The organism is Kitasatospora sp. NPDC004240, assembly GCF_053603215.1.
The window spans coordinates 17,514-39,616 of record NZ_JBSGFD010000074.1 but is presented as its reverse complement, the minus strand read 5'-3'; the positions used below and the strand labels follow the sequence as shown (position 1 = coordinate 39,616).

14 protein-coding genes and 1 pseudogene are annotated in these 22,103 nt (G+C 69.4%); 9 read left to right on the top strand and 6 right to left on the bottom strand.

All coding sequences use genetic code 11. The features are described 5' to 3' along the window. The first annotated feature begins 601 nt into the window (after positions 1-601). On the top strand, positions 602-3,172 hold the full coding sequence (locus ACWEQL_RS21230; protein WP_452151832.1) for a Helicase associated domain protein: 2,571 nt from the start codon (positions 602-604) through the stop codon (positions 3,170-3,172). A 293-nt stretch (positions 3,173-3,465) separates the two neighbouring features. On the opposite strand, the gene ACWEQL_RS21225 is transcribed toward ACWEQL_RS21230, so the two are convergent. Next, positions 3,466-5,397 (bottom strand): hypothetical protein, encoded by a 1,932-nt coding sequence (locus ACWEQL_RS21225; RefSeq protein WP_452151831.1) that lies wholly within the window; start codon positions 5,395-5,397, stop codon positions 3,466-3,468. Between the two features lie 231 nt (positions 5,398-5,628). Between ACWEQL_RS21225 and ACWEQL_RS21220 the strand changes: the two genes are divergently transcribed. The 3 genes and pseudogenes from ACWEQL_RS21220 to ACWEQL_RS21210 all read left to right on the top strand — a co-directional run bounded on the left by ACWEQL_RS21220 (position 5,629) and on the right by ACWEQL_RS21210 (position 8,598). Continuing rightward, positions 5,629-5,937, top strand: coding sequence for a hypothetical protein (locus ACWEQL_RS21220; protein ID WP_452151830.1), 309 nt, complete (start codon positions 5,629-5,631; stop codon positions 5,935-5,937). A gap of 840 nt (positions 5,938-6,777) precedes the next feature. Next, positions 6,778-7,248, top strand: coding sequence for a hypothetical protein (locus ACWEQL_RS21215; protein WP_452151829.1), 471 nt, complete (start codon positions 6,778-6,780; stop codon positions 7,246-7,248). 86 nt (positions 7,249-7,334) lie between these two features. Beyond that, a pseudogene (locus ACWEQL_RS21210) lies at positions 7,335-8,598 on the top strand (IS701 family transposase). 88 nt (positions 8,599-8,686) lie between these two features. Here the strand turns inward: ACWEQL_RS21210 and ACWEQL_RS21205 are convergent. Then, positions 8,687-10,000, bottom strand: a complete 1,314-nt coding sequence (locus tag ACWEQL_RS21205; RefSeq protein WP_452151828.1) for a hypothetical protein — start codon at positions 9,998-10,000, stop codon at positions 8,687-8,689. 263 nt (positions 10,001-10,263) lie between these two features. Between ACWEQL_RS21205 and ACWEQL_RS21200 the strand changes: the two genes are divergently transcribed. Beyond that, on the top strand, positions 10,264-10,731 hold the full coding sequence (locus tag ACWEQL_RS21200) for a hypothetical protein (protein ID WP_452151827.1): 468 nt from the start codon (positions 10,264-10,266) through the stop codon (positions 10,729-10,731). Positions 10,732-11,065: 334 nt separating this feature from the next. Here ACWEQL_RS21200 and ACWEQL_RS21195 read toward each other — a convergent pair whose 3' ends face one another. Continuing rightward, the gene (locus tag ACWEQL_RS21195) at positions 11,066-11,761 is read right to left on the bottom strand and encodes a hypothetical protein (protein WP_452151826.1); all 696 of its coding nucleotides are present in this window, start codon (positions 11,759-11,761) and stop codon (positions 11,066-11,068) included. 465 nt (positions 11,762-12,226) lie between these two features. Between ACWEQL_RS21195 and ACWEQL_RS21190 the strand changes: the two genes are divergently transcribed. After that, positions 12,227-12,496: a hypothetical protein gene (locus ACWEQL_RS21190; protein ID WP_452151825.1), complete on the top strand. Its 270-nt coding sequence runs from the start codon at positions 12,227-12,229 to the stop codon at positions 12,494-12,496. A gap of 623 nt (positions 12,497-13,119) precedes the next feature. Here the strand turns inward: ACWEQL_RS21190 and ACWEQL_RS21185 are convergent. Then, the gene (locus tag ACWEQL_RS21185) at positions 13,120-14,541 is read right to left on the bottom strand and encodes a ricin-type beta-trefoil lectin domain protein (RefSeq protein WP_452151824.1); all 1,422 of its coding nucleotides are present in this window, start codon (positions 14,539-14,541) and stop codon (positions 13,120-13,122) included. A gap of 174 nt (positions 14,542-14,715) precedes the next feature. On the opposite strand from ACWEQL_RS21185, the gene ACWEQL_RS21180 reads away from it, so the two are divergent. From ACWEQL_RS21180 to ACWEQL_RS21170, 3 genes are all read left to right on the top strand, one after another. Next, positions 14,716-15,999: a hypothetical protein gene (locus tag ACWEQL_RS21180; RefSeq protein ID WP_452151823.1), complete on the top strand. Its 1,284-nt coding sequence runs from the start codon at positions 14,716-14,718 to the stop codon at positions 15,997-15,999. A 77-nt stretch (positions 16,000-16,076) separates the two neighbouring features. Beyond that, entirely contained in the window at positions 16,077-17,579 is a 1,503-nt protein-coding gene (locus tag ACWEQL_RS21175; protein WP_452151822.1) for a phospholipase A2, read from the top strand. Positions 17,580-17,937: 358 nt separating this feature from the next. After that, the gene (locus ACWEQL_RS21170; protein ID WP_452151821.1) at positions 17,938-18,288 is read left to right on the top strand and encodes a helix-turn-helix domain-containing protein; all 351 of its coding nucleotides are present in this window, start codon (positions 17,938-17,940) and stop codon (positions 18,286-18,288) included. A gap of 1,914 nt (positions 18,289-20,202) precedes the next feature. Here ACWEQL_RS21170 and ACWEQL_RS21165 read toward each other — a convergent pair. Next, a complete protein-coding gene (locus ACWEQL_RS21165) occupies positions 20,203-21,195 on the bottom strand; it encodes an esterase/lipase family protein (protein WP_452151820.1) in 993 nt (330 codons plus the stop codon). Between the two features lie 214 nt (positions 21,196-21,409). Next, positions 21,410-21,967 (bottom strand): hypothetical protein, encoded by a 558-nt coding sequence (locus ACWEQL_RS21160; RefSeq protein WP_452151819.1) that lies wholly within the window; start codon positions 21,965-21,967, stop codon positions 21,410-21,412. Positions 21,968-22,103 lie beyond the last annotated feature (136 nt).

The window sequence follows — 22,103 nt, the reverse complement described above, 5'->3', positions numbered from 1 at the left end:
CCTACGGGCCTTCGGCCCTCCGTGCGCGATCGCCTTCGGCGATCGGCGGACCCGCTCCGCGTGTCCGCACCCAGGCTTCGCCCGGGTGGGCCCGACGCTTCGCGCCTTGGCCGGCGCCACTCCGCTTCGCTCCATGGCGCCCGGGTGGCTGAGGCTTGGTCATGTTCTTGAGCATTGGTTTTAGCTGACCTCAAGACGGGCTGACTGGGGAAAGGTGGGCGCCGGGGGCGCGTGTGGGTCGGCTTCACTTCCACCAGATTGGTCTAGACGAGCGTTTCGACTCCATCGACGGATAGGGTGCGCTACCCTGACAGGGTGAGCACCGGTTCTCAGTGTATCAGTCTTGGGCGTCAGGTAATCCCGCCGGAAGCGGGGCTCCGTCTCGCCCGATTCGGGTATTCGCCGGATTCCGTGACCGGGGACTGATATCCTGCCAGATAGTCGCTTCCATCGAGCTTGATTTCCGGCCGGCTGGATTCTTTCATCGGTCCGTCGAATGTATCAGTAGGGCACTGTCAGCATTTCCCGCGTGGTCCCATGTGCGGGCTCGGGAATGGGTGAGGGGAGACACGTCTTCGTGAACGTCGTAAGGCCCGGCCTGATGGCCGCTCAGGCAGCCGCCGGCATCTCGCTGCGTGGGCACCAGGAGGAGGCCCTGGACGCCATCGTGCGGCGCCTGACGCCCCGTCCGGGACACCCGGCCCCGAACGGCCTGCGAGTGACGGTGCAGATGGCCACCGGGTCTGGGAAGTCGTACGTCGGTGCGGCGGCCGGCCAGAAGCTGGCGCCCCGCGGCGTGGTCCTGGTCGTGGTGCCGACCCTGGATCTGCTGGTGCAGATGGTCGGCTCGTGGCGGGCGGCCGGCCGCTCCGGGAACATGCACGCCATCTGCTCGCTGGTCGACCGTGAACTGCCGTACGGGGTCCTGGCGAGCACCAGCCCGCTGATGATCGGCATGTGGCTGTCCAACGCCGCGAAGCACCGCCGGCCGACCACCCTGTTCGCCACTTACACCTCGGTCGGGGCGGTCGCGGACGCCTACGAGTATTGGGCGGAGCGCCAGGGCGACCTGCTGCCCCCGCTCGGGCTGATGGTCTGTGACGAGGCGCACCGCTCCTCAGGCAGCGTCGAGAAGACCTGGACGGTGGTCCATGACCAGGCCGCGATCCCGGCGGATCGCCGGCTGTACATGACGGCGACGCCGAGGATCTGGGCGCCGCCGAAGCGCCCGGTGAAGGGCCGCGAGGGCGCCTACCAGCCGCTGCCGGAGGAGCTGGCGGTGTCCATGGACGATGTTCGGGTCTACGGCCCGCACGTGTACTCCCTGGGCCTGGCGGAGGCGATCGACCGCAAGCTGCTCGCCCCGTTCGAGATCGTCGTCCTGGAACTGCGCGACCCGCTCGGTGACCGGGACAAGGCCGAGCAGCAGGGCGTGCCGTGGGGGCCGGGCGTCGGCGAGGCCCCCGACGGGAGCGAGGACGAGGTGCCGGCCGCGCGCATCGCCGCCATCCAGGCCGGGCTGGTCAAGACCGTCATCGAGCGGGGCCTGGAGCGGTGCATCACCTTCCACAACCGCACGATCGAGGCCCGCTACTTCTCGGAGACGCTGAATCAGACGGTCGAGAAGCTGCACTTCGAGAACCCCCAGAAATACCCGCCGGAGTTCTGGTTGCAGTGGCTCTCCGGAGAGCACGATATTGACTACCGGAAAGAGCTGATCGGGGACTTCGGAAATGGCAAGGAGGACGACGGCCTCAGGCACCGAATCTTCAGCAACTGCAAGGTCCTGGGTGAAGGTGTCGATATGCCGAATGCAGATTCGGTGCTTCTCCAGGGCCGGGGCAGCATGGTGGATATCGTCCAGGCCATCGGCCGGGCCCTGCGTATGAAGCCCGGGGAAGGGAAAACTGCCAGCCTGATCGTACCGGTTTTCCTCAAGCCTGGAGAGGAACCCGGGGACATCCTGGAGTCCGATTCCTACGGGCCCCTGGTCAAGATCCTGACCGCGCTGCGCAGCCACGACGCCAAGGTGGTCGAGGCCCTCGCGGTGCCGCAGAAGTCCGGCAAGCGGACCAAGGGGCGCAGCGCTGAGGCTGCTGTTGGGCCTGGTGAGAGCGGGTCAGGCGCGTCTGGTGGGTCGGGGGCGTTCACGCTGCCGGTGCGGTTCCAGACGCCGGTGGACGAGAACGTGCTCGCCCTGTTCATCGCCTCGCGGGTCCTGGTCGGCGAGACGCAGTTGTGGCGTGAGGGGATCGGTCACGCGCGGCGGTGGTTCGAGGAGACCGGCGGGCTTGACGTCCCCTATTCCGCGATGGTAGGGGAGAACGGAAATTACCCGCTCGGAAAGTGGCTGTCGGACCGACGCGGGGAGAATGCGAACGGCGAATTGGCGCCATACCGGGTGGAGATGCTGGACGCGCTCGGCATGATCTGGTCCGTCTCCGATGCCCGGTTCGAGGCCGGGCTGGACTGGGCGCGGGTCTGGGCGAAGGGCCACGGCGGGTCGCTGGCAGCGCCAGCGCGGGCCTCGGTCGGCGGCTACACCATCGGCACCTGGCTCTCCGAACTGCGGGCCGCCGCCCAGGTGCCGGCGGGCGAGCCGGGGGCGTTGACGCCGGAGCGGCGGGCTGCGCTGGAGGAGATCGACCCCTGGTGGTGCCCCACCTGGCCGATCACCTGGCAGCGCGCCTACGCCACCGCCCGGCAGTGGTGGCTGGAGTCTGACGGCCAGGTCGACTGGACGCAGCTGCCGGTGGACACGGTGTTCGAGGGCGAGCAGCTCGGCCGCTGGGTGCAGGCGCAGCGGGCTGGCTGGCCGGGTCTGGAGGAGGACCAGCGGGACCTGCTGATGGCGATCGGCATTGAGGAGGATCAGGAGCTGATGGCTGCGAAGGCTGCGGCCGAGGCGAAGCCGAAGGTGTCCCGCACCGACCGGTTCGCGCAGGGCCTGGCGGCGCTGGCGCAGTTCGTGGCGCGGGAAGGGCACGCGGCCGTCAGGCGCCCGCACAAGGAGAAGATGGAGGCCGTGGAGGCCGGCCCCGGTGGCGAGGAGCAGGTGGTGGTGTCGCACTTCGCACTGGGCACCTGGTTGAACAACCAGAAGAGCCGGCGGGCGAAGCTGACGCCGGGCCAGCTCGCGCGGCTCGCCGAGCACGGCGTGGAGTGGGCGTAGAGGGCGACGTTGGGATCCCCGGGACACCCCGCGAATCCCATATACCAACGAAATCGGCAGGTCAGGGCCGGTCGGGCCCCATCGTGGATGGAGACCCGACCGGGAACACCAGCTCAACGCCTCAACGGACGAACCGGACGATTCCCACCGGACTCACGAGATGCACTGGCCAGAGACCACTCAGGCCCCGGCGCAGCAGTAGGAACTCGTACTGACACCCGGGTGCCTGGTAGAACCGTGGGGCGGGCCGATCGTTCGCAGGAGGTCCAACTGCTGGGGCCTCCTGGTAGGAGTCAGGAGGGCGGTGGCGCGAGGGCATCGACAGCCCTGCTATTCCCCCGACCGAGAAGTTCGGCGCGGACGGCAGGTGTTCGGTCTCCGAGAAGGAGACGGGTCAGTGGCCTTGTCTGAGGTAGGGATTCCACGAGGTCGGCGTACTCGGCGAGGGTGCGCGAACCGAGGTTAATCAGCAGAATCTTGGCGTACCAGTCACTCTGGGGACCGTGGAGCCTGTGGGCGAGCTGCGCGATGTCCGGAACGGAGCGAGTGCCCGCGAAGGCCTTGATCATGGGGAGGACGGCCCGTTCCATCTGGCTGTTACGCAGGGTTGCAGCCATGTCGGCGACCTCTTGCGGCGTTCTGATGGCGTAATAGGTGGCCATTGTCATGGCCAGGTCGGTAAATCCAGCACGGTGCAGTTGGTAGGCAAGCCGACCGGTGTCGGTGAGGGGGTAGAGGTCGGAGTAGCACCGAACGGTCCGAACGGCGTCGTCATCGTGTCCGTCGGCGGTGAGTTTTTGTAGCAGGACGATGAGCTGGTCCGCCGAGCGCGGGATGTCAGGGGCCGCATTGTCGGTGGTCGGGAGCTGCCGTGGTGGAAGGTGATGAGCATCGGCTTGGGTGGCTGAAGCGTCGCCAGCGGGGCCGGGCAGGTTCTCCTTGGAGGGGGGCTCGACGCTTGCCTGGCTCAGCACCTCGTCATGGTGTTCGCCGGTCGCGGCCTGCGAGTACGCTTCGGGCTGCTGCAGATCTTGTTCCGCTTCTTGAACCTCATTCGACTGCGCAGTACCAAACGGGTGGGCAAATTCTTCCGCAGGAAAGCCGGGGGCGTCCGCAGTGCCGTCGGCCAGCTCGCCGGGCTCAGGCTCACCTGCCTCGGTGATCCACGCGGGCAGGCTCCAGGGCCAGTGGGAGCGGGGCCTATCAGGGGTTGCGCTTGGCTCACCAGGCCCAGGCCCACGGATCTCGGAAGGGTCGGCGGGGTCCGCAGTGTCATCGCCCGGCTTCCCGTGCTCGGGCCCGCCTGTGGCGTCCTGGATGTCTTCGGTTCGAAGCCACAACCTGGGGTCCTTAGGATCGACGATCAACTTGTCGGACTCGGGCCGCGCGCTTATAGCCTCCTTCTGAATCTCGGGGGGCCAGGAGTACACAGTCGGTTCGTCGGACTCGGGCCTACCCGTGACCTCGTGGAGGTCTGGGGGCAGGGGCAATCCGTAGGAGGTCTTGTCATCGGTGGTGGTCTTGGGCGGGTCTGGGGAATCAGTCAGGTCGTCGTCGGGTGGCTCGGGGGGATGGTCGGACCAGGGGACTCTTTGCGAGGGGATGACGATGTGGGGTGAGGTGGGCGTATTGAAGGTGATGGAGCCGTTGGCGGCGGCGTCGGGAGGGTCGAACGAGATGAACCAGTTCGGTGGTGTCTCCTCCGTGGCTGCATCGGCGTCGGGTTGGGCGCGGGTCTCCAGCGTGAGGTAGGCGGTCGTTGGTCCGGGCCACCACGTCCCGACGACGCTCCAGCTTCTGGTGCGCTGGTCGTAGCTCCATTCCAGGAACCGTAAGCGTTCCGTTGCCAGGTCCGCTTGCAGTTGGGCGTTCTGGGCGGCCAGCTGTTCGGCTTCCGTGGTGCGGAGGGCGAGTTCGTCCTGGAGCTCGTAGACCCGGTGCAGGGTGGGGTTGGCGTGTTTCAAGGCTGGCCTGTAGGCGTCGGTGACGCTCGTGCGGGCGTCGCCGTCGAGGAGGCCGGCATGCTCGTCGGCGAGGTCGAGCAGGTGTTCCAGGACCTCGCGAGGGGGGATCTTCTTGCCCGAGCCAATGCGCTGAACAGTGGCGACGCTGTAGCCGCTGCCGAACACTGCGGTCAGAAGTCCGGACAGGAGGCGGTAGTCAATGCCGCTTGCCTGGAGGGGTTGCAGTACGTGTATGCGGAGGGCCTCGACGAACGTCTGCACTTCGGTGGCGAGGGCGGACAGGTCGTCCTTAGGGGGCCTGCCTGATCTTGCCTGGCATCGTGGCGTCGATCTGCTGCTTGTTCCAGGCACTGAATCGCGTCTCCCCAGGTCAGGCGGGTTGTTTCCCCTCTGCATCCAATTGTTTCAGCTTGAGCGTCAATTCCGCTTTCGGCGACGGTGATTGGACCGGCACTTCGCCCGGAACACCATCAGTTCGCCAGGAGAACCACCATGTCTAGGCGCACCCAGCGCAACCAGATCCCCTCTCAGTCCCGCCGGACCGACTCGCCCGCCGCGGAAGGCCGGCGGCCCCACGGCGAAGTCACGGACGCGGCGGTACGGGACGATGCGGAGCGCCGGACGGCCCTGCCCGCGACGCCTGAAGCGGAGGCGCCGCAGCGGGCGGGGTGGGCGGCGTGGCGGTCACCGCACCGGATGCGCGGCCAGGTACTGGTCGGCGTCACCGGAGCGCTCGCCAGCGCGGCCGTGCTACGGATGATGCAGTTTCTCGCTGATCACGTCCAGATCACCATCCGCTGACGCACACCGGGCCCTGGGCCGGTCAGGACACCCGGCGGCTCAGAACCCGGTCAGGGCACGCGGTGGCCGGTGCGCGCGGCTGGCCACCGCCGGGTAGGCGCCCGACGCCGTACATGCCCGGCCAGCTCCGCAGATGGGATGGCCAGGCAGAGCCGTAACGGACGCAGGCCAGACCCCCGGCACACATTCAGGGACACTCCCACACAGGGCTCTACCCCGAACAGTGGATACTTCTGAGAAGCGGATCCTGGGGGTCCGTGGAAAGCATGACCTCATGGATACTGCGAGGTACTCGAGGAAGTTCAAGCGGGACGCGGCAACGTGGGCGGAGTCCGTCGGCCGCCCGGGGCTCAGCCGTCGCGCAGAAGCTGGGCGTTAACCCGGAAGTCGCTGCGCCAGTAAGTTGCGCGGTCCCACGCGGAAGCGGCGGCAACATCAGGTGCCGGTGATGAGGATCCCCAATTCCAGGATCGCCATCACCTGCGGTAAGGGCCCGTTGACCCCACCCGGGCGAAGCCCGGGTGGGGTCACGCGGAGCGGGTCCGCCGATAGCCGCCTCCAGGCTGCGGGTCGCCCGCAGCAACCTTCCCGCGCTGGCCGCGCACGCAGGTCGTGAGCTGGAGCTGAGAAAGAGATCCTGCTCAAGCCGCCCAGTATTTTGCAGGAGATAGACCGGTAACTGACCGCTGGCGGTTCATCTCCGACCATCGCCATACGGAGTACAGCGACTATGCCGGGTGCCGCGCGTGTCGGGGCCTGGGACGAGTGATGGCATCCCTAGTACTCCAGCCGTAGATCGTGATCATGGATGCAGAGACCGCTGGTCGGTAGCCTGTCGACGTGGCTGAGACCTGGGACGAGCAGCAGTTGATCGCGGACGGCTTCGAGCGCGTGTACGTCGACTTGGAGTGGTACGACGGGCCGCGTAAGGGGCTCGCGGTCATCGATGGTGTCCCGCACTACTTCGAGGGTTGCGACTTTGACCACGCCGACGAGGCCGACGAGTACTCCGTGTGGCCCGCGAGCGAGGCGGCAGTCGAGATGGAGCGCGAGCAGTGGGCGATCTTCGCCAGGTGGAACGAGCGGAACGAGCCGCGACGGTCGGGCCGGATAGCCATCCGGGGAACGGAGGGATCGATGCCCGCTACGACGAACTGGCTTTGCTACTCATGCCGTACCGTCAGCTGCCAGACGCTGCCCGGCGGCTCGTGGGCGAGGTGCGGTTCGATGCCGGCGCCCGCTACCGGGTCGATGGGGTCGACTACTGGTTCCGGTGGCGTTCGAGCAGGTGAGGCCGCCGTTGATCATTAGGTGTTGTGTGGACAACCAATGATCACGCGGCGGCCTCGGACGCCAGCGTAGTGCCTGCCGGCTGGCAGGACGCATTCGAGGATCTGATGAGCCGGATAGCCGGCCGGTTCACCCGGGTCGAACCCCGCCGCCGGGTGCGGCAGTTGCTCCTCGGGCTGCTGTCGGACCTGCCGCGCAAGAACTGCTGGACCATCGCGGAGCACATCGGCGACGCCACCCCAGACGGCCTGCAGCACCTGCTCGGTCGCGCGAAGTGGGACGCCGATCAGGTCCGCGACGACCTACGCGACTTCGTGCTGGAGCACCTGGGCGACGGCCAGGCCGTGCTCGTGGTCGACGAGACAGGCGACCTGAAGAAGGGCCAGCACGCAGACCGTCGGCGTGCAGCGCCAGTACACCGGCACCGCGGGCCGGATTGAAAACTCCCAGGTCGCCGTCTATCTCACCTACACCTCCCGGCACGGCCACGCTGCCATCGACCGAGCCCTCTACCTGCCCCGGTCCTTGACCGAAGACCAGATCCGGTGCGAGCGGGCCGCCGTGCCCGACGATGTCGGCTTCGCGACCAAGCCGCAACTGGCCCGGCAGATGATCGAACGCGCCCTGAACGCCGGAGCCCCGGCCGCGTGGGCGGCCGGCGACGAGGTCTACGGCGACAACCCCCACCTGCGCGCCGCCCTGGAGAAGCGCGGGCTCGGCTACGTGCTGGCGGTCTCCCGCACCCACCGGGTCCCGACCCCGGCCGGACCTCAGCGCGCCGACCACCTGGTCAAGCGCATCCCGCACCGGGCCTGGCAAAAGCTGTCCGCCGGACGCGGCGCGAAGGGCCACCGCTTCTACGACTGGGCTCACGTCGCCATCGCCGACGGCGACTCGGCAGGCCACCGTCATCTGCTGGTCCGCCGCAACCGCAGCACCGGCGAACTGGCCTACTACCGCTGCTACTCGCACCGCCCGGTCCCGCTGTCCACGCTGGTCATGGTCGCGGGAAGCCGCTGGACGGTGGAGGAGACATTCCAGAGCTCGAAGACACTGGCGGGACTGGACGAACACCAGGTCCGCCGCTGGGACTCCTGGCACCGCTGGGTCACCCTGGCCTTGCTCGCCCACGCGTTCCTGGCCGTCACCGCCGCCCTTGAACGCCACGGCCAGGCGGTGGCCGACGACGGCAGCAGCCCCGGTGGGTTGATCCCGCTCACCTGCAACGAGATCCAGCGCCTGTTCACCGGCCTGATCACCCGGCCCGTCCGCGACCCGGCCAACCGACTGCGTTGGTCCACCTGGCGACGACGCCATCAAGCCCGTGCCCGCCACAGCCACTACCGCCGTCAGGCCGCCCTCCACTCATGAAGATCACGATCTACGGCTGGAGTACTAGACCGTGAGGTCTGTCCACGGCGCTCTCGGTTTAGGTCGCGGTTCGGGGGTTGGGTCGATGTTACCTGTTGTCCTTGCACGCTTGGCACGGCACTCTTCCGGTGCTGGCGCAATACTGGCAGGCCAGGAGTATCACGACCTCGCCGTCTCCGTTGCAGACGGGGCAGGCGGGCTGGCCTGCTGTCGGTGCGGTGCACCTCATCGGACACAGGATGGCGGCTTCGGTGCGGCCTGCGGTGCAGGAGGGGCAGGTGACACTGCGGGTGTTTGCGCAGCTGGGACACATTCGGGGTGTGCTCATGCGATAGAGAAGTATGGCTGCTAAGCCGAGGTAAACAGTGTTTCTGATTGCGGGACGCTTCCACGCCTCTCGGACGAATTCGCCGAGCGAGACATCTATTACGGCAGGATCACCGGTCGGGGAGACATCGAAAGTGGCGGAGGGATGAGTCATGGGCGGTTCTGGTTCCGCCTCGGGCTCGCCGGAGTCCTGGGGCAAGGCCAGAGGTTCTGCTGGGCGTGGGACAAGGTAGCTGGCAGATCGCAGGACGAGTTCCTTGCTCCGCTCCAACGACTGCTCGATGTCTTCTCGGATCTCACGTGCCTGTTCCACGGTGTGCTCAGCATGGATGATCCGGCCGTCCGTGTCTTCCGGGATGTCAAGCAGCGGCATGGAGGGCTGACCGTCCGGCTCTTCGAAGACGCCGGATGCAAACGGGGTCTCGATAGCTGGTTCTTGGCCCATGTCTCGCAGTCGCTCGTTTCCCTCCTCAACCAATCTGCTGGCAATGCCAATGGTCTCGGCGGCACGGTCTTGCGCCTGCTGCAGCTTGGTAAGTTCTTCGTCGGCCTCGGCTATGCAACGCTGTGCCGTGCTCAGCTGTCGGCGCAACCGGTCCATCTGCGCCAGGTCCGCAAAGTCGCTGAGGCCGGGCTGCCGCAGTTTGTCCAATTCTAGGGTCAGGTCGTTCGCCTCACGCTGCAGGCCGTCCACGGTAGACAGCAGGATCCAACTGAGCATCTTGCAGGCATCGCGCTCCGCGGTTGCCTTGGTGTGCGCCCGCAGGGCGTCCATTAGACCCTGGTTGAGTTTGGCGATCTCCCGCATCAGCTTCATCTGGTCTTGCAGTGTGGGTGAGCCTTTGTGGGCTGCGCACCTTGTGGTCAGCTCGCGCGCAAACCTGCGCTGCGCCTCTATGTCCTGGCGACAGAAGGCCGAGATCACCGCCTCGGCGAACTCCCGGTCGAGGTTTTTACCTGCAAGGCGCTCGGAGATCGTGGATCGTTCGGGAGCCTTGCCGCTTCTGAAGTTCAGCGGGTCCAACCGGTCGCTTAGGTCATCGAGTTTTGTCACCGGCGGCACGGCCGCGTCCACCCAGGCACGCAGTCGGAGCGCCAGTTTGTTCGACCATTCGCAGCAGCCTTGCAATTCTCCCCAGTTCCGCTTCGGGTCCTCATATGGCACTGACACCGTGGCGGTCTCCTGCTGTTCGGGGGGAACCACTCCTGCAGACGGGTGGGGTCAGGCAGGGGTATGGCGGGCATCCGTTCAGGTCCAGATTAGGGGGCCTGCAACGGTCAGACCTGACTGTTTGTCATTTCGTTGCCGTTGGATCCGCCGCCTTTCGTCTACGTGCGGTGGCAAGGATCGAAGGTGATGAGGATCCCCGGTTCTCAGGGGTCGCCGTCAACGGTGCCTACGACCGCAGGCACGCTGCCTCGGTCGAGCAGGTCGCGTGCCTGGTGGATCCGCGCGAGTCCTCGCCCGGCCACGGCTTTGCGCAGGGCCGAAACGCTGCGGATCTGCCCGGAATCGCCCAGGACGTGGAGCAGGCGGTGACCGAGTGGGTCATGACCGAGCCGGTCCGCGAGAGCGCGGGCGGCGGTTCCCAAGTGGGCACAGGCCATGCAAGCCATGCAGGGCGGCAGCTGGGCCTGCTCGGCCTCGGCCTCGGCCTGGGCCTGGGCCTGGGCCTGGGCCAGGAGCTGATCGAACTCGGCCGGGTGGGCGGCGATCAGCCGGCCGATCGCTTTGATCTGCGGTTCCCAGCTGCCCGTCATCGTCTCTCGCCCCGCACCGATTGCCGGCCTTTACGTTCACGGTAGATCCGGATGCCCCCTGGGTGCAGGGCGACCGGGGCGCAGAGGGATCGTCCCGCTGGGGTACGCCAGGGATGGGGGCTGGGCGGGATGGCGCGGGGACGGGTAGTGGCGTTTCGCGGAGGCCGCTTTCTGGAGGGGCATCGCTCCTACGCGTTCACTCCTGCAAACGCGGAGGGCTGACGCCTCATCCGCTCCTTCGCCGGCGTGCGCCACGCTGGCGGCGGGCCGAGTCCAGGCTGGCCGGGCTGAAGGCCTGGGAGCCGGCATGGGTGCCCCGGTCGCCGTGCGGGTGGCCGGGGCCCGTGAGGGTGGGATGGTCGGGCAAGGGCGCGGTAGGTCAGTCGTGGCGGCCGGGCTTGGTGTCGGGGTCGAAGGTTCGGCCGGTGGGCTTGTGCCTGCTGATGGTGTAGACGCCAAAGGCGAGGATGGCGAGCGACACCCCCACGATGATGATCATCTTCGCGGCGGTCCCGCCCGGGAGGGAGGCGGAGTGGGTGCCGGTGTACGCGACGAAGGCGACGACCAGGGTGGACAGGATGATCACGGCGGTGATGTTGAGGAGTTGCGGGCCCTCCGACTCGGTCGAATGGATGCCGACCTTGGCCTCGGCCCAGTTGTCCAGCCGCACGGAGAGTCCGGTGTGGAGGTAGCCGGACATGGCTATCGCCTGGTCCGCCATCGCGGTGGGGTCACCGCCGTCGCTGTGTGGCGGGTCGTCGTCGTTGTCGCCGTCGTCGTCGTTGGCGTCGTCGTTACCGCCGCCGCTGCCCCTGCCGCCGTTGTCGTTGCTGCCGCCGCCCGGGCCGCCACTGGCCGGGGAGGGGGTGTTGACAGCGGCCAGCGGCAACCGGGTGACGGCGGATGCGCTGGCGACCGGATCGTCCTCCTGCGCGTCGCCCGCGTCGGGACGGTCGCGGGCGATGGTGCCGAGACTTCCGCGGGGGTGGGTGCCGGCACGGGTCTGGGCACCACGGCGCGGTTCGCTCACGAGGGCGGTGAGCTGCCGCGGGACGGCGGCCTCTTTCAGGCTCACGGGTGGATTCCTTGTCTCTTTAGTGCCCTGAGTCCAGGGGGTGCGGGGACTGACCTTGGTCGGGGGACGGCCCCTTACAGCCCTGTGGGTTGATCGGTAGCGAGTAGCACAAGCTCTCGCGTAACAGATGGTCTCCGACACTACCATTCGACCAGCAGTCACCTTGCGTATGAAAGTAGGTTCCTGACCAGCAACCAGTCGACTCATGAGCATAGATAGGCAACGATGCTGTCATTGGGCGGTCGGACTAGGACACGACCTTGTGAAGCTTTTCCAGATGGGGTCATATGCCCTACCGCCTTACCAGACTGGTGTGACAATCTGGCGGGCGTCTCGGGAGCAGCAAAGTTATGCCTATCCGCTGATAGAATGGCGCGTTTGAGCTGCATAGATCTTGCCAAAACGGGCATAGTGTGATGTACGGCAGCAAACTGCAGTAACTGGATCTTGGGGGAAGAGGGAGTCATGACAGTGAGGGAAAGCCGCGCTGTAGCAACCGAGAGCAAGAACGCCACCGACCAACCCGCGGTGGCAGAACGGGTCACAGCCGGCCTCACGGCCAAGGGATCGGCCGCTCTGAGGGATGTAGTCAGCATCGAGCAGGTGAACAAGACCGACGCCATCAACCGGGCCCTGCGTCTCTACGCTCACCTGCTGTCGCGCATCGAGGAAGGCAGGGAGGTCGTCCTACGCGACCCGAACACCGGACAAACAGAAGTGATCCAGTTCCTGTAGAGGCACCCGTCGGCCGGGGACCGCGGGATCTCCACGGCAACGTCCGGCCGGAATCTACGCGTGTCTCACCGTCGAGGCGGGCCAGGTGCATGACAGCGGCCGTCAACGAGGAGCCGCACAAACGCCGTGCACCCGCACGCCCCGGCCCTACCAGGAGCAGAGGCCGACGGCTTCTTCCGCCTCAGGGCCTGAGGTTCGCGTGGGGCAGCCACGCGACCGTATCCGGCCTAGCGATGACGGCCGAGGACCCGGGCCACCGAAGCCCCGGCTCGAGGAGGCCCACACCCGACCAATGGGTGTGGGCCTCCTCGTGACCGGCTGGTGAGAGCGCAACCGCTGGTTGCTGCGGGTGCTCAGGGAGTACTGGGGTGGTCGTCGCCTGCCTGGTACACCCCCAACCGTATCGAGCCGGCCGGCAGCTTGTCCGCCGCAGCAGGCGGTTGATGCGACAGCGAACACCCCGACACCCCCTTGAGCTGGGGTGTTGCAACGACCACTAGAACTGAAGGCGCAGGGTGGCGACCTTCAGGCGTTCACCACCATGTCCCGGCCGCTGGTCGCTGGTTGGAATCGGCCGCCGCCAGTACAGGCACCGCCGATGGGCCGACACGGCCGGCCGGTTCTCACGTAAGGGTCCACCACTGGTCGTCGCCGGGGTTGGGGTGGCAGGGGTAGACGCCCAGGCGCAGGCCCGGGGTGGGGTCGGCGAGGCCGGGGACGTCCAGGCACATCAGCGTGGCGGTGCCCTCGGACTTGACGTTGACGAGCATGACGGCGTTGGTGTCGTTCCACTGCAGGCGCCACAGGTGGTTGTCGCCGCCGGTCAGGTCGCAGGGGTAGAGGCCGACCTGCGCGTTGGCCGGCGCCCCGTGCTCTGGCGGGTCCACGCACAGCGTCGAGCCGGCCGGACGGAGCGCGAACCCGCTCGCGCCTCCGGCGGCGGGGACGAGGTCGAACTGCTGCAGGTGACCCCCCGCACCGCACCGCTCCTGCACCACCGGGTGCCCCATGTTCGGCACACCCCCCGTCGGCACGTCCACGCACAGGCCCGTCGCCACGTTCCGCAGTACCCGGCGCGGCGGCGCGGCGGGCACCGCCGGAACGGGCGCCGGCCCGGCGGAAGTGGCGGAGGGACGTGCGGCGGTCGGCGCCGCGGTGGGAACAGCGGCCGGGCTGGAAGAAGGAGTGCTGGGGGTGGAGGGGGCCGGGGCCGGCGGGTCCGGTGTCGGGCTGGTGGTCGGCTGTTCCGGGGTGCTGCTGGCGGTCGGGGTCTCCTGCGGCACATCCACGGGCGGGGTACCCGCGCTGTCGGGGGCGCCGGTTGGCGGCGGTGCGGCGGTGGTTTGTCCGCCGGGGCGTTGGGCCTGGTTGGCGATGATGACCGCGGCGAGCAGTGCGGCCAGCAGGGCCCACTGGACGGGGGTGCGCCAGCGGGTCCACCACAAGGTGCCGGCAGCGGCCTTGCGGGGGGCGGCGGCCGGAGCCGGGGGTGCGCCGACCGGGAGTGGGTCGGCGGTGCCGGGGCCGGGAGCCGGTGGTGCGGACGGCTGAGGCCCGGGGGATCCGGCGTTCTGCGGCCGGGGCCGGACGGGGTCGGGAAGCGCTGCGGTTAGTGGGCCCGGGAGCGCCGGGTCGGGCGGGGTATCGAGCGTGGGGGCCGTGTCCGTGCTGGTGGGGGGATTGTCCGCCGGTTGTCCGGCGGCAGGACGCACCGCCGCCGGCTGCGGGATGGGTGCGGCTACCGCCGTGGTGGGGGGCTGGGCGGAGGTGGCGGCGGCGTGCAGCCGCCGGGCCTTGTCCATCGCGAGCTGCCGAGCGCGGGGATCGTGCGGGAAGCGGTGCTCGACCACCTTGCCGAGCCGCTCCCACGGGATGATCTTCTGGCCGGAGCGGTACTCGCTCCACGAGCTCCTGGCCAGGCTGTAGCGCTTCTCCAGGTCGCTGACCGTACTCTCGGCCGTCAGCTCCCGCAGGAACTGCGCGAGTGCGTTGGCCTGCTCGGTGCGGCCTCGCAGCGGACCCGGCGGACGGCCGGCCTTCCCCATGTCTCCCCCTCGGATATCCGGCGTGTTCGCCGGTGTTCGCAACCTGCTGCGCGCTGACCTGCGGCCTGGCCGGCGCGGCCCGACGGACAATCAGATCAGGTTCCAGCGTGGTGTTCCACCGCTTCTCCCAAGCCCGGGAGGCGACTTCACCGACGACAGACGGGACCGCATCCGATGACCCGACCATGGCGCGGCGCCAGCCTCGCCGCCCTGGCGCTCGCCGCCGGCCTGACCGTGTTCCCCGCCCACGCGGACAGCAGCCCCACTCCCCAGCGGCCCACCGGCACCGGCACCCTCGGCAAGGGCGCCGCCCCCGGCGGCCCGGTCACCCGCGACCAGGTCCTGGCCCGCGCCCGGCACTGGGCCGAGAAGCGGGTGGGCTACAGCCAGAAGCTCTGGTGGAGCGACAACGCGACCGGCGGCGGGTACCGGCAGGACTGCTCCGGCTTCGTCTCGATGGCCTGGCAGCTCACGGACAGCTACGACACCACGGGCCTGTTCTCGGTCGCCGACAGGATCACCTGGGAGGAGTTGCAGCCCGGGGACGCGCTCGACATCGGCGGTTACACGGGGCACGCCATCTTGTTCGCCGGCTGGACGGATAAGGCCCAGGGCGCATTCCGGTACTACTCCGAGAGCAGCAAGAGCAGGCCCACCTCGGTGGCGACGGCCCGGCGCGGCGACGCCCTGATCGCCAAGCACCCCACCAGCGCCTACGTACCGCTCCGGTACCGAAAGATCACCGGCACCCCGGCCCCGACACCGCCACCTCCCCCGCCGGCACCGCCCGTACCGCCGTCCGCACCGGCCCAGGCACCGCCGTCCGCACCGGGAACTTCCAAGCCGGCCGCCGCGCAGGCTCCCAAGCCAACCATGCCAACCGCGTCCGCCCCTCCGCCCAAGCCCTCATCCCCCGCCGCTGCGGCATCCAGCAGCGCACACCCTTCCCCGCCTCCGACCGGGCCCTCCCCGGCATCGGTCGCGCCTGCCAGCCCGCCGCGCCGGATCCTGCGGAACGTGGCGACGGGCCTGTGCGTGGACGTGCCGACGAGCGGCGTACCCAACATGGGCCACCCAGTGCTCCAGAACACCTGCGAAGCGGGAGCGGGGCACTTGCAGCGGTTCGACCTCGTGCCCGCCACCGGCGGCGCGCGCGGGTTCGCGCTCCGCCCGGCCGGCTCCACGCTGTGCGTGGACCCGCCCAACTACGGGGCCCCTGCCAACGCGCAGGTCGGCCTCTACCCGTGCGATTTCAGCAGCGGCGACAACCACCTGTGGCTCCAGCGCTGGAACGCCGACCGCACCGCGTTCCTGCTCGTCAACGCCAAGTCCGAGGGAACCCCCGCGCCGATGTGCCTGGACGTCCCCGGCCATGGCGACCCCACCCCGGGCCTGCGCCTGGGCGTCTACCCCTGCCACCCGGAGGTCGGCGACGACCACTGGTGGACCCTCGTCTGACCTTCCCGTCAACAACCCCTCCGCAGCATCAACTGCGGGCGGTCCGTCATGCCCGAACCACACCCAAGGAGCCCGAAATGACCCATCCCGACCCCGACACCGCCCCGGCCGACACGGCCGGCCCGCCGGTCCCGCCCACCCGAACGGGCAAGGCCGTGCGCCTGCTGCGGATGATGGCGCTGATCATCGCCGTCGTCCTCGCCATCAGCGTGAGCGCCAACGCCGCCAGCCGCGGCAAGCCGGCCCAGAAGAACACGGTCCCATCCGTGACGATGGCCAAGGTCGTCGCCAGCAGCGAGGGAGCGTACGTCCTGCCCAGGGACGGCTCGGGGGTGTACCAGTGGAGCGCCGACCGGGACGGCTGGCTCAAGATCGGCGGACCCGCGAAGAGCATCTACGCCGGCGTGGACACCGTGTACGCCACCAACCCGGACACCGGCGACGTCTGGCGGTACAACGGCAAGCCCGCCGACTGGACCCGGATCAGCGGCCCCGTCGCCGACCTCGCCGCCACGAACAAGCACCTCTACAAGATCCCGGCCGACCGCTCCGGGGTATGGGAGTACACCGGCAAGAAGGACGAGTGGCGCAAGGTCGGCAGCGGCCCCGCCGCCCACCTCTACACCTACACCGGCAAGACCACGGCCATGAAGAACGCCGAGAAGCAGCGGGGCGGCGCGCAGGGCAGGCTGTCGGACAGCCCACTGTTCGCCACCGACCGCGACAGCGGCACCATCTCCCACTACCTCGGCAGCCCCGACAAGTGGAGCGTCGTCGGCGGGCCCGGCGCCGAGTTCGCCGTCACCGACGAGAACCTCTACGGTCTGTCCCCCGACCACTCCGGCGTCTGGGAGTGGAACGGCAAGGACGGCAAAGCCAGTGGGTGGACCAACGTCCGTAAGGAGCGCACGGAGCGGATCATCGCCGCCGACACCCTCTTCGCCGTCAACCCCGGCGCCGGCACCATCGTCAAGCACGACGGCAACGGCAGGTGGAGCCCCATCGGCAGGCCCGGCACCGCCTTCGCCACCTCCGGAGGCCAGCTCTACGGTATCTCCCCCGACGGCGCCGCCCTCTACCGCTACACCTGGAACAAGGACGTCTGGACCTCGCTCCGGGCCCCCGCCGCGACACCGGCCAGCCACGCGGAGAAGCTCGCCCTCCTCGAGCGCCTGGAGCAGCCCGGCCCCGCCGCCTTCAACGAGTGGAAGCAGCTGCGCGACGAGCACCTCCAGGGCAAGCCCGACCGGTACGAGTTCAGGTGGTCGACGAACCTCTGCAACGCACCCGCCCGCAACAAGGTCGCGGGATTCGACTTCAGCATCGCGTGCATCCGCCACGACTTCGGGTACCGCAACTTCCGTGACCTCCTCGGCGAGAAGGCCTTCAAGCAGTTCATCACCATCCTGCCCAACGGCGACCCGAAGCCCGTCGACTCCCCCAAGAAGCGCGTCGACGACATCTTCTACCAGGACATGCTGAACATCTGCTCCGCCCCGGGCAAGCACACCGCCCCGAATCGCGTGACGTGCCGGGGTGCCGCCTGGACCTACCACAAGGGCGTCGAACTCGCCGGCTGATCCGACCAAGACACACCCGTGCTGGGCTGGTCGCCACCTTCGAGGTGGCGACCGGCCCAGCACAGTACTCAAAGTAGCCAGCGCCGGGGGATCCCCGGGTCAGGAGGCAGCGCAGGTGGGCAAGCCCCGCCCGCGGTGGCGCCGGCCCAGGGGGCGAGCAGGACGACAGCGACGTGGTTCACGGTGTCTCCAGCAAAGGCCAGGGGGTTGCCGTGGCCGACCTTCCCGGAACCGGTCTCGAACGAGGCCGATCTGGACAAGGCTGTACACCTGGACACTGTGGACCAGGTACCAGAGGGGGCAGTTGGGCACGGAGGACCTGGGGCCAGAGGTAGCGCTCACCGAGCTGCGCAAGCACATGGACGACGCACTGGCCCGCACAGGCCTGAGCAAGACCCAGCTCGCCGCCAGGGCGGGGGTGAGCCGCGGCACCATCCACAACGCCTTCACGGGACCGGTGCCGACCGCGACGACGGTCGCGGCACTGGCCAGGGCGCTGCGCTTGGACATGGACACGCTGCTGGAACTGCGACGCGTCGCGGCCGGGATACCCGACCCGGCGGCAGCACCAAAGCCGTCCTCGGACAAGCCGACCGCAACCATCTCAGCGGCGCCCGTGCCGATGCGGGTGGGCGATGTGCCGCCGCCGGCCACCGCGTTCCAGCCCGCACGGACCTGCGTGAGGAGATCGACCGGCTGCGTGCGGTGACGGGGACGGCCTCCACAGGCTGGCTCCGGTCCTTGCGCAGGACGAGGACCAGGTGGTCGGCGACCGGGCGGCCGATCTCCTCCGGCGTGCCGAAGCCTGCCGCCGAGAGGATGTCTTCCGTCCCTCCCCGGCCGCTACCGTCGTGGCCGGCGCAGCACGCGGTCAGCCACAGCTCGTTACCGGCCTCGTCGATCAGCACGAGCTTCGGCGACTGCGGCCAGGAGTACTGCGGGCCGTGGCCGGTGTTGGCAAAACCGGCGCCCGTCCACGATGGCGTCGTCCTCTTCGGCTGATCCGACCCGCCGAGCTGGAGCGGGCCCGCGCCCGGAGTGTGCGTGCTCCAGCAGTCCCTGCCCCGGCCGTTGCGCGACGTCCTGCTCTTCGGCGAGACCACGCGGCCCCGGCCGAGAAACGCCCTCGGCCGGACCCGGCGGTGCGGCCGGCCACGGCGAACGAGGCCGCGGTCGGCCGCACGGTCGACGATGGTGAAAGGCCGGCCCCTGACGCCGGTGCTGGTCGGGCTGATACTCCCCCGGGCAAGGGGTGTTCCCTCTACGCTGCCCGTCATGACGCAACGTCCACAATCGATCGAGGCGGCGCCGGCATCGTCGGGCGGGCCACGGCCCGAGGACGCCGGCAGCCCCGAGCAGTTCGTCGCGGTGATGCGGCAGTTACGCCAGTGGGCCGACCTCTCTTACCGGGAATTGGAGAAACGCGCCGCCGCGGCCGGTCACATCCTGCCGAGGGCCACGCTCTCCGGTGCGCTCGCGCGCAAGGACCTTCCCCGCGAGGATCTGCTCACCGCGTACGTCCACGCCTGCGGCCTCACGGGTGCTGATGCCACCGCGTGGCTGGAAGCCCGCCGTCGCCTCGCCGTCGCCGCCGAACCGCTCCCCGCCCGGGCCGGCGACGGGGCGGCTCCCGAAGCCGCCGACACCACCATGGCGACCGTCCCGGGCGCGGGCGTTCCCCCGGAGTACTCCACACCCGCGCCGGGATCACCGCCACCCGCGGGCGTAGCGGATCCGAGCGGAGTTTCAGACTCCGGGAGCGACGCCGGACCCGGTGGTCCGGGCGATGTGCCCAAGAGTGCCGTCCCGGACGAGGGACCGGCCGGCCGGGGACGGGTGAGCGGTGAGCGAGCACGGTCGGTTGGCATCGCCGGTCTTCGGCCGCGGCGGAGGGCGGCCGAGGACGGCTCCGAGGAGGGACAGGGTCCCTCGCGGCGCTCGGTGGTGGTGGTGTCCGCGATCGCGGTCGTGCTGGTGATCGCGGCCGCCGCGCTCGCCTTCGCCCCCGAGCACCGCGACGGCCACTCCCCGTCCGACCCGGTGACCTCCGCGCCGTCCGGCGCCGCCTCTCCCGCGTCGGGATCCGCGTCCCCGCCCAGCTCCGCCGACGGCGGTAGCACCGGTGCCCCGCCCACCTCGGTCGTCTCCTCCGGGCCCGTGGTTCCCCCTCCCGCCTCGGTCGCCTCCTCCGGGCCCGCGGTTCCCCCGCCGGCCAAGACCTCGCCCTCCGTGACACCGCCCCCGGCGAAACGCACGTCCACGCCGCCCGCCACCATCGCCCCGGAACCGAACCCGCCCTGGCCCGGTCCGGGTCCCACCTCCGGCGGGTGGACCTTCAGACCGTCCCCCACGCCGTCCTCCTCCCCCAGCCCGTATCCCACGTTCCCCGAGGAGTGCGGCGGGTCGGAGGCCCGCGACCCCTGCTTCTGACCCGGCCCTCCCGACCTCCCCGATGCCCGGGCCCGTAGCCTGCCCGGGACACGGACCCCGGGGCAGCCGCGCGGGGTGGGCGCCGATGTCGGCGCCCACCCCTTCGTCCGGGTCCCTCATCTGGTTGCCGACCCGCTTTGCGGCCGCCGTGGACATCTGGCACAGCGCCTGGCGCTGTGGCCGGTATCGGCCGTTACCAGCGGGAGGAGTAGAGGGCGTTGGCGACGACCCGTCCCGGGGAGGCGCCCTGTTCGGCGCGGACCCAGCCGCCGGGGGGATTGCGGTACTGCTGCTTGTAGGTGCCCGTGGTCGTGTTGGGCAGGTTTCCGTGGTCCAGGCCCTGGCCGGCGTAGCGGACGAAGTGGGCGGCGTGCATGCCGAGCGACGACGCGCTGTCGACCTTTTCGGGGCCGAGTTCCTCGACCCCGACCAGGGTCCAGTCGGTGCCGCCCTTCCCCTGCGGGTTGTCGGCTGCCTGGGTGCGCAGGAAGTTGGAGTTCTTGCGCATGTCCAGGCACTGCTTGGTGCCGCACCAGGGCTGTTCGGCGAAGTTGAAGCCGCGGTGGCCGGTGTCGAGGGTGACCACGTCATCCACCAGCAGCAAGGGCGGGAAGCCGTCCTCGTGCCGCTGGACTCCGGTCAGTGCCGCGCGGGCGATGAGCCCGCCCATGGAGTGGGCGACCAGGTCGACCGGCTGCCCCTTGCTGCTGTAGTTGGCGTAGATGTGCTTGGCCAGCTCCCGGCCGAGGTCCTTCAGGCCGACCTCGTGGCCACCCTCGGACAGGCGGACCGTGCAGTTCCTGTTGTCGCCCTTGTAGTAGGCGACGTGGTGGAACTTGCCGGTGGAGCCCCACTCCCGCATCTTCGCGGGCAGCGGGTTCCAGTACTCCTCGCAGTTCACGCCGGGGTTGTCGCTGCGGCTGTAGCCCTTGAGGAAGTAGACGGGGTCAAAGGACCCGTCGCGGCGCGCCGAGGCGAGCACCGGGACGGTGCCGGCGGGGTCGTCGGTGCTGTCGGCGGCCTCGGCGACCGGGACCGGCGGCTCGCTGCCGGTGGGAGCGCCGACGGCTGCGGCGGTGCTGAGCGCCTCGCCGTCACCGGTCAGGGCGAGACCGCCGGCCAGCAATCCTGCGGTGAGGGCCGCGGCGATCAAGGGGCGGGTGAAGCGGGCTCGTAAGGCGCGCATGTAACTGCTCCTCTGCTCAAGAGATACGGGGCGGGAGTGAGGGCCGGGATTCGGCTCACGGGCGACTCCCGCAGGGATTCCTCGTGCGGTGCCGGGCGATGAGGTGGTTCCGCCGGTGCGATGCGGCGGCGCGGGCGCCGGGCGCGGGCCGCAGGCCCGCCCTGGCCGAGGCGGCGCCCGTCGGCGACGACGTCGACCGGCGGACTCGCCCGGATCAGTGGCGCCATTCGACGACGCTCCACAGGGCGCCCGGGCCGCCCTTCACCCGGACGCGGGGAGTGGCCGCGTTGTTGCCCCAGGGGACGGTGATGCGGTGGGTCTGGGTGCTCGACTTGATGGTGCCGGCGTTGTACCACTGGCCCTTGTTGTTGCTGTCGATGCCCCAGACCTGAACGGTGCCGGACTGCTGGGTGCCGGGCTTGATCCAGAAGGTGTAGGTCACCTGGTGGCCCCGGGAACCGAACACGGAGCAGTTGGAGCGGCTGACCGGCCCCCACGTGTTGGTGAACCCGGAGGCGTTGCTCCCGCAGGACGTCTTGACGGCCTGGACGCTGGATGCGGTGCCGTCGTCCGCGCTGGTGGTGACGCTCGGCCGTTCCGTGCTGACCGAGGTCTCGGCGGTGTCGGCCGCGTCGTCGGGCAGCAGCGAGGGGGCCGCGGCGGGGGACGCGGCGATTCCGGCGACGGTGCCGGGGTTGCTGCCGGGGCTGCCGGGGACGGCCCAGAACAGGCCGCCGGCGAGAACACCTGCCGCGACGGCGGTAGCGATCACGGGCCGGGTCAAACGTGCTCGCACGGCATTCACGAGAGCGATCTCCTGTGTTCAGAAGGGTGGGAGTGCATGGGTAGGTGAGGGGCGGCCTCGGCGGCGCACCCCATGGCGGTGCGATGCCGGCTCCAGCCGAGGC